6 protein-coding genes are annotated in these 5001 nt (G+C 64.6%); 4 read left to right on the top strand and 2 right to left on the bottom strand.

Annotation, left to right across the window (positions count from 1 at the left end; genetic code table 11):
- The 4 genes from purL to AC1P6P_RS04030 form a co-directional block, all read left to right on the top strand.
- Nucleotides 1-1917, top strand: a 1917-nt coding sequence (purL, locus tag AC1P6P_RS04015) for a phosphoribosylformylglycinamidine synthase subunit PurL (RefSeq protein WP_481401148.1), incomplete at its 5' end; no start/stop codon positions are given.
- Nucleotides 1918-2044: 127 nt separating this feature from the next.
- Nucleotides 2045-2275: a BolA/IbaG family iron-sulfur metabolism protein gene (locus tag AC1P6P_RS04020; protein ID WP_481401149.1), complete on the top strand. Its 231-nt coding sequence runs from the start codon at nt 2045-2047 to the stop codon at nt 2273-2275.
- A gap of 75 nt (nt 2276-2350) precedes the next feature.
- A complete protein-coding gene (gene grxD, locus AC1P6P_RS04025; protein ID WP_481401150.1) occupies nt 2351-2677 on the top strand; it encodes a Grx4 family monothiol glutaredoxin in 327 nt (108 codons plus the stop codon).
- 108 nt (nt 2678-2785) lie between these two features.
- Nucleotides 2786-4030: an MFS transporter gene (locus AC1P6P_RS04030; protein WP_481401151.1), complete on the top strand. Its 1245-nt coding sequence runs from the start codon at nt 2786-2788 to the stop codon at nt 4028-4030.
- Here the strand turns inward: AC1P6P_RS04030 and AC1P6P_RS04035 are convergent.
- Together AC1P6P_RS04035 and AC1P6P_RS04040 are read right to left on the bottom strand one after the other, a co-directional pair.
- Nucleotides 3993-4625, bottom strand: a complete 633-nt coding sequence (locus AC1P6P_RS04035) for a glutathione S-transferase family protein (protein WP_481401152.1) — start codon at nt 4623-4625, stop codon at nt 3993-3995. The two genes, AC1P6P_RS04030 and AC1P6P_RS04035, sit on opposite strands and share 38 nt — an antisense overlap.
- Nucleotides 4626-4710: 85 nt before the next feature.
- Nucleotides 4711-5001: S4 domain-containing protein (locus AC1P6P_RS04040; protein ID WP_481401153.1), on the bottom strand; the 291-nt coding region annotated here is incomplete at its 5' end.

The raw sequence follows: 5001 nt of genomic DNA on the forward strand, positions 1-5001 counted from the left end.
AGCTTCATCGAGCCGTTCCAGGGCGCGGCGACCGGCGTCGGCGGCATCATGCGCGATGTCTTCACCATGGGCGCGCGGCCCATCTCCCTCTTGAACGCCTTGCGCTTCGGCGCGCCGGAGCATCCCAAGACCCGTCGCCTGGTGGAGGGCGTGGTGGCCGGCATCGGCGGCTATGGCAATTGCATGGGCGTGCCGACGGTCGGCGGCGAAACCAATTTCCATAAGTCCTACAACGGCAACATCCTGGTCAACGCGATGTGCGTCGGCCTCGCCAAAGCCGACAAGATTTTCTATTCGGCGGCCAAGGGCGTCGGCAATCCGGTGGTCTATGTCGGCTCCAAGACGGGCCGCGACGGCATTCACGGCGCCACCATGGCCTCGGCCGAGTTCAACGAGGACAGCGAGGAGAAGCGCCCGACCGTGCAAGTCGGCGACCCCTTCACCGAAAAGCTGCTCTTGGAAGCCTGCCTCGAACTGATGGCGACCGACGCCATCATCGCCATCCAGGACATGGGCGCGGCGGGGCTGACCTCGTCGTCGTCGGAAATGGCCGACAAGGGCGGCGCCGGCATCGAAATCGATCTCGACAAGGTGCCGCAGCGCGAAACCAATCTCACCGCCTACGAGATGATGCTGTCGGAAAGCCAGGAACGCATGCTGGCGGTGCTGAAGCCGGGCCGCGAAGCCGAGGCCGAACGCATCTTCAAGAAATGGGAACTCGATTTCTCGGTGATCGGCTATACCACCGACACCCATCGCATGGTCGTCCGCCACAAGGGCGAGATCGTCGCCGATATGCCGGTGACGGCGCTGTCGGATGCCGCACCGATCTATGAGCGTCCGTATGTGAAGCGCGCGCCCGAACAGGGCACGCCCGCCTTCGATCCCAAAAAACCGGCGATGGAATCCTTGCTCAGGATGCTGTCCTCGCCCGATCTGTGCTCCAAGCGCTGGATCTGGGAGCAGTACGACTACACCGTGATGGCCGACAGCGTGCAGCGCCCGGGCGGCGATGCCGCGGTGGTGCGCATCCATGGCACCGACAAGGGGCTGGCGTGCTGCACCGACGTGACGCCGCGTTACGCCAAAGCCAATCCGTTCGAAGGCGCCAAGCAGGCGGTGGCCGAAGCCTGGCGCAACATCACCGCGGTCGGCGGCACGCCCTTGGCGGTGACCGACTGCCTCAACTTCTCCAATCCGGAAAAGCCCGAAGCGATGGGCGAGATCGTGGCGGCGTTGGAAGGCATGGGCGAAGCCTGCCGGGCGCTGGCGTTTCCGATCGTGTCGGGCAACTGCTCGCTCTACAACGAGACCCAGGGCGAAGGCATTCTGCCCACCCCCACCATCGGCGGCGTTGGGTTGCTGAAGGATGTCGGCAAGATGGCGACCATCGCCTTCAAGCGCGACGGCGATGCCATTCTTCTGATCGGCGAGACGAAGGGCCATCTCGGCCAGTCGATCTACATTCGCGAGATTGAAGGCCGTGAGGAAGGCGCTGCGCCGACGGTCGATCTCGCCCTTGAAAAGAAGAATGGCGATTTCGTCCGCAAGCTGATCGAATCGGGCGTCACCGACACGGTGCACGATGTCGCCGACGGCGGCCTGCTGGTGGCGATCGCCGAAATGGCGATGGCCGGCGACATCGGCGCCACCCTCAGGGCCAATCCGGAAAACTTCATCCCGTTCTGGTTCGGCGAAGACCAGGCCCGCTATGTGGTGGTGGTGCCGGCGAAGAATGCCGACGTCCTCCTCGCCAAAGCCGACAAGGCGGGCGTGGCGGCGATCCATCTCGGCGTCACCGGCGCGGTCTCGGCCTCGGGCGCCCCGGCCTTGGAAGGCGTCGGCCTGCCGGCGGTGACCGTCGGCGCGCTGAAGGCGACCCACGAAGCCTGGCTGCCGGGCTATATGAAGGGGTAACTCTCTCCCCTTGGGGGAATTCACAGGCGCCTGATCACACCAATTGTCATCGGCCGTGATGCGAAACCTGGATGGCCCGCATTCGCCGGGCCATGACAAGCGGGGGCGCGTGCCCTAGTCTCCCCTCATGCCGATGCCTGCTGCTGAAATCGAAGCCTTGCTGAAAGCCGCCTTCCCGGATGCGGAGGTGGTGCTCGAGCCGCTCGCCGCCGACAATGACCACTTCAAGGCTGTGGTCACCTCCGCTGCCTTCGAAGGCAAGTCGCGGGTGGCGCAGCACCAGATGGTTTATGCCGCCCTCAAAGGGAAGATGGGTGGCGCGCTGCACGCGCTGATGCTGACGACGAAGGCGAAGTAGCCACGCCGTCACTCTGCGCCTTGACGCCGGCCGCGGCAGGTCCTACCTGATAAGACAGTTTTGAAGGGTTCCAAGATGAGCGCACACGACCAGATCGCCGAAGCCGTATCGTCCAACGACGTCGTTCTTTACATGAAGGGCACGCCGGTGTTTCCCCAGTGCGGGTTTTCGGCGGCGGTGGTGGATGTGCTGACCAAGCTGGGCGTCAAATTCAAGGCGTTCGACGTGCTCGCCGATGCCGATCTGCGCCAGGGCATCAAGGAATTCGCCAATTGGCCGACCATTCCCCAGCTCTATGTGAAGGGCGAATTCATCGGCGGCTGCGATATCGTCCGCGAGATGTATGCGTCCGGCGAGCTGAAGGAATTGCTCGCCGAAAACGGCGTCGCCACAACCGCTTGACGGTGTCCCAGGGGGCGTTCCGAAATTCCCGCGTGCTGGGGCTTGTTGCCGTGCTGTTAACTATGTGACCGCTATCATCCGCCCGTCGAACGGACCGATGAGGTGTCGATGGCCACTGCAGACACAGCGAACGAGAACGCACGCCGACGCGTGTTCGTCGTCACCGCCGGGCTGTTCGTCATCTGGGGCGTCGCCCTCTGGCTCTACAACTCGCTGTTCTTCAAATATTGCAAGTTCTTCGCGCTCGGCCCGACCGAGGTCGCGGGGTCGCTGGCGGTGTTCCATGTCGCCTATATGCTGCTGGCCCTGCCCGCCGTCCGCTTCCATCGCCAGTTCGGCTACAAGCTCGGCGTTCTCGCCGGCCTCAGCGTATTCGGCATCGGCGCCTTCCTGCTCTATCTCGCCATCATCGAGAATTCAGCACTCGTCTTCCTCGCCTCCGTGGTGGTGATCGGGGCCTGCGGCGCCTGGCTCGACACCTCGCTCAATCCGCTGGCGGCCCTAAGCGGCCCCGCCGACACCGTGGTCAAACGGCTTAATCTCGCCGGCGCCTGCAACGGGGTCGGCCTCTTCCTCGGCAACTTCACCGCCGTGGTCGTGCTCGGCAAGGACTACAATCTTTATTCGGGCACCGAACAATGGGCGGCGCGGCCGTATGTGCTGGTCGGGCTCGGCGCCATCCTGCTCGCCTTCCTGCTCGAACAGGTTTCGCTGCCGGATTTCGCCGCCAAGGGCACCTGGAACAAGCAGGACGCCGCAAGCAAACCGTCGCTTCGCGCGCTCACCGGCGACAAGGGACTTCTCTTCGCCGCCGTGGCGCTGGCCTGCTATTGCGCGGTCCTGACCATCGTGTGGACCGCCAACTACAAATACGTTCGCGCCGAATTGCCGGGCCATCTGGTGCCGGTCCTCGAGCGCGGCTGGCTGTGGTTTGCCGTCGGCCGCCTTGTTTTCGCGATCCTGATGCGATGGATCGAACCTGTCCGCCTGTTCGCGGTGGCCGCAGCCATCGGCACGATCGCGATCGCGACGGCCGGCCTGATCGGAGGCGAAGCCGGCTGGATCTCGATGCTGGTCGTCAGCTTTGCGATCGCGCTCAGCTATCCGACCGTATTCGGCATCGCGCTGTCGCGCCGGGGCGAGCAGCTGGCGCTCGCTGCGGGCCTGCTGGTGATCGCGACGGGTTTCGGCAATGCCGCCTCGTCGCTGGTCTCGAGCTATGCGCTGGATGCGCTCAACCTGACACCGCGTCTGGTCGTGCTTGGCGCTCTGCCGTTCCAGGCGGTCCTTCTCGTCTTTGCCGTGAAATCGGCGCTCAGCCGTTCGGGAAATGGCGCTCGACCACCGCTTTAAGCGCCGGGCGTTCCGCCAAGGCCGCCGCCATGGCGCATATCTTCGGGATGAACGCTTCGCGCCAGCCGCCTTCGCGGGCCTCGCGCCAGCGCGAGAACATCACCGCGTAAATGTCGAGCACCGAGAAATGTTCGCCGAGGAACCACGGCCCGGCAACGGCCACTTCCACTGCCAGCAGCCGGTCGCGCAAACGGCGCTTGGCGCTCAGCTTCAACACCGCCGCGCCCTTGAAATCGGCGACGAAGCGTTCGGGGTAATCGGCGATCTCCACCATCGGATAAATCTCCGACGCCATGAAGGCGAGCCAGCGCAACGCCTCAGCACGATCGGAGGCGCCTGGCGGCGGCAACAGATGCGCCTCGGGATGGCGTTCGGCGATCAGGGTGAGCAGCGCCGCGGTCTCGGTGACAATGCCGCCTTCGGGAAGCTCGAGCGCCGGAACCTTGCCGCTTGGATTGAGGGCGCGGAAGGTCTCGGATTTCTGCTCGTCGGCGTCCAGGCTGATGGGGCGAAAGTCGAGCGCCGCACCGGCCTCCGCCAGCGCCGCGTCGACACAGAACGCGCCTGAACCCGTGTCGCCATAGAGGATGTACATCCGCGCCGTCTCCTGAAGCCCTTATAACGCAAAAGCCCCGCGCGGATGCACGGGGCTTCGCAAATCTTCGAGCAGGCCGTCAGGCTTAGCGCGAATAGAATTCGACGATCAGATGCGGCTGCATCTGCACCGCGTAGGGCACATCCGCCAGCTTCGGGGTGCGCAGGAACTTGGCGCCCTTGCCGTCGTCGACTTCGAGATAATCGGGCGTGTCGCGCTCGGGGCTGCGCGAGGCTTCCATCACCAGCGCCATGTCCTTCGCCTTGGCCGACAACTCGATCACGTCGCCTTCGCGCAGCTGATAGGAGGCGATGGTCACCCGCTTGCCGTTGACCTTGACGTGGCCGTGGCTGACGATCTGGCGCGCCGCGAACGG

This window comes from Rhizomicrobium sp. (genome assembly GCF_056722145.1).

What these genes read in the sequence shown, in the direction of transcription:
- AC1P6P_RS04020 (WP_481401149.1), top strand. Translation starts at nt 2,045, where the DNA reads ATGCCGATGCCTGCTGCTGAAATCGAAGCCTTGCTGAAAGCCGCCTTC.
- grxD (WP_481401150.1), top strand. Translation starts at nt 2,351, where the DNA reads ATGAGCGCACACGACCAGATCGCCGAAGCCGTATCGTCCAACGACGTC.
- AC1P6P_RS04030 (WP_481401151.1), top strand. Translation starts at nt 2,786, where the DNA reads ATGGCCACTGCAGACACAGCGAACGAGAACGCACGCCGACGCGTGTTC.
- AC1P6P_RS04035 (WP_481401152.1), bottom strand. Translation starts at nt 4,625, where the DNA reads ATGTACATCCTCTATGGCGACACGGGTTCAGGCGCGTTCTGTGTCGAC.